This window comes from Hymenobacter agri, assembly GCF_054778495.1.
On sequence record NZ_BAAGZM010000584.1, the window covers coordinates 1 to 2,654 of the forward strand.

2 protein-coding genes and 1 pseudogene are annotated in these 2,654 nt (G+C 62.2%); all 3 read left to right on the plus strand.

Features of this window, described 5'->3' with window-relative positions; all coding sequences use genetic code 11:
* A pseudogene (locus ACYVDE_RS19735) lies at window positions 1–728 on the plus strand (VWA domain-containing protein); the annotation flags it as partial.
* A 177-nt stretch (window positions 729–905) separates the two neighbouring features.
* Window positions 906–1,595 (plus strand): Rossmann-fold NAD(P)-binding domain-containing protein, encoded by a 690-nt coding sequence (locus ACYVDE_RS19740; protein WP_460503251.1) that lies wholly within the window; start codon window positions 906–908, stop codon window positions 1,593–1,595.
* Window positions 1,596–1,657: 62 nt separating this feature from the next.
* Window positions 1,658–2,654: MBL fold metallo-hydrolase (locus ACYVDE_RS19745; protein ID WP_460503252.1), on the plus strand; the 997-nt coding region annotated here is incomplete at its 3' end.

Sequence of the window (2,654 nt, forward strand, 5' to 3'; positions counted from 1 at the left end):
GCCGCGTGGCCACCCAGAAGCCGCTGCTGGTGTTTGGCGGCCCGCAGGACCGCCGCCAGGCCACGCTGCTCACCGATGGCAGCTGGCAGTGGCGCCTGAGCGAGGCCGTGGAACACGACGACCGCCCCGAGGCATACGACCGCCTCATCATCCGCACCCTGCAGCTGCTCACCCTGAATGCCAACAAAAAGCGTCTCGATGTGTATCCCACGCAGGACGCCTTCGGCACCCAGGACGATGTGACGCTGGGCGCCGAAACCTACAACGCGGTGTTTGAACGCCTCTACAACCAGAAAATCGACCTGACCCTGACCGACAGCAAGCAACAAACCCGCCGCTTCTCGTTCGCCAACGCCGAAGACGGCTCGCCGCTGCACTTGGGGCCACTGCCAGCCGGCCTCTACAAGTACCAGGCGCGCGCTACCCTCGGCGGCCAGGCCCAGCAGCATGCCGGCGAGCTGCTGGTGCAGGCCCAGCCGCTCGAAGCGCTCGAATCGAAAGCCGACCACAACCTGCTGGCCCAGCTGTCGCGCCGCAGCGGCTCGCGGCTGTATTACCCGGCGCAGCTCGACAAGCTGGCCCAAGACATTCTGAAAGCCAACTACAAGCCGGTAATTACGGCCGAAGAAGACTTAAAGGACCTGATTAATCTGAAGTGGATTTTCTTCGTGCTTGTAGGCTTCCTGGCGGTGGAGTGGGCCGTGCGGAAGTATTCGGGCAGCGTGTAGAGACGCAATATTTTGCGTCTCGTCGTTGAACGGTCGGGACCGCGATAAACCGCGCAGTTATAACAACAACATCAACGACGAGACGCAAAATATTGCGTCTCTACACCGTTCTGTTGGCCAATTCGTAAAGCAGAAACGTCGCTCATTCGTCCCCGCTCCTACTTTACCGCAAGCCATATGAAACTACGAGTTATCCTTACCGGCGCCACCGGCATGGTGGGCGAGGGCGTTCTGCTCGAATGCCTGCAAAACCCCACCGTGGAGCACGTGCTGGTGCTCACGCGCAAGCCCACGGGCCGCAGCCACGCCAAAATGAGCGAGCTGCTGGTACCCGACCTGGCCGACCTCAGCGCCGTGGAAAACCAGCTCACAGGCTACAACGCCTGCTTTTTCTGCGCGGGCATTTCGTCGGTGGGGGTTTCGAAGGAAGAATATGAGCGCATCACGCACGACCTGACGCTGGCCGTGGGCGCCACCCTGGCCCGCCTCAACCCGGAGCTAACGTTCATTTACGTATCGGGCTCGGGCACTTCGGCGGCCAGCGGCCAGCATTGGGCCCAGGTGAAGGCCCGTACTGAAACCGAACTGCTGACCCTGCCCTTCCGGGCGGCCTATATGTTCCGGCCGGGCTTTATGAAAGCCACGGAAGGCCAGCGCAATATTCTGAAGTGGTATCCGGCCATTGCCTGGCTCTATCCGGTGGCGCGCAAGCTGGCCCCGCAGTTCGTGAGCACCATGCAGGAGGTAGGCCGGGCCGTGATACACGCGGCCGATTTTGGCTACTCCAAGCCCGTGCTTGAGGTGCGCGACATTGTGGCCCTGGCCCGGGCTAAATCGGTTATCAGCTCAAATCAGCCGGCGGAGTAAAATAGTCGGCAGCGGCGTCTTTTCGCCTGAACAGTATGCGTGAATCAGTAAAGAAATTTCTTGTGACAACCGGCGGCATTCTCGGCGCCCTGCTACTGGCAGTGGTGGCCTTCACCAATCTAAGCCCGCAGCTGGGCGGCACGCCCACGCGGCTCGAAAAGGCGGCTTATGCCAAATCGGGCCATTACCAAGGCGGCAAATTCGTGAACCTGCTGCCCACCCGCGAGCTCACGGGCGGCAGCACAGTGGGCGTGATGTGGAATTTTCTGTTTCATAAGTCGCCGCAGGCCGCCCCGCCCGGCCCGCTGCCGCAACGCCCGCTCGATTCGCTGGCCATCATTCGTAAAACGCCCGAGCTGCTGCGCATTACGTGGTTTGGCCACTCGGCCAGCCTGCTCGAAATCTCGGGCCAGAACATCCTGCTCGACCCCATGCTGAGCGTGAAGATGGGCCCCGTGAGTTGGGTGACGCCCAAGCGCTACAACCCCGAACTGGCCATCACGCCCGAAAAGCTGCCTTATATCGCGGCCGTGCTCATTTCGCACGACCACTACGACCACCTCGACTACGAAACCATCGAGAAAATCAAGGACAAGGTGGGACAGTTTTACGTGCCGCTGGGCATTGGCGTGCACCTGCGGGCCTGGGGCGTGCCGCGCAACCGCATCACCGAAATGAACTGGGGCGACAGTGTGCAGCTGCCCAACATCAAGTTGCGCTGCACACCCAGCCGCCACTTTTCGGGCCGCGGCCTCACCAACCGCAACTCCACGCTGTGGTGTTCATGGGTGGTGCAGGGGGCCAGCAAGCGCGTGTTCTACACCGGCGACGGCGGCTACGGGCCGCATTTTGCCGCCATCGGCCGGCAGTTTGGGCCGTTCGATTTGGCCGTGGTGGAGTGCGGACAATACAACGAGGGCTGGGCCGAAATCCACATGAAGCCCGAGCAGAGCGTGCAGGCCGCCCGCGACGTGCGCGCCGCCGTGATGCTGCCCGTGCACTGGGGTGCCTTCACCGAGAGCTTGCACCCCTGGAATGAGCCGGTGCAGCGCGCCACCG

What these genes read in the sequence shown, in the direction of transcription:
- ACYVDE_RS19740 (WP_460503251.1), top strand. Translation starts at nt 906, where the DNA reads ATGAAACTACGAGTTATCCTTACCGGCGCCACCGGCATGGTGGGCGAG.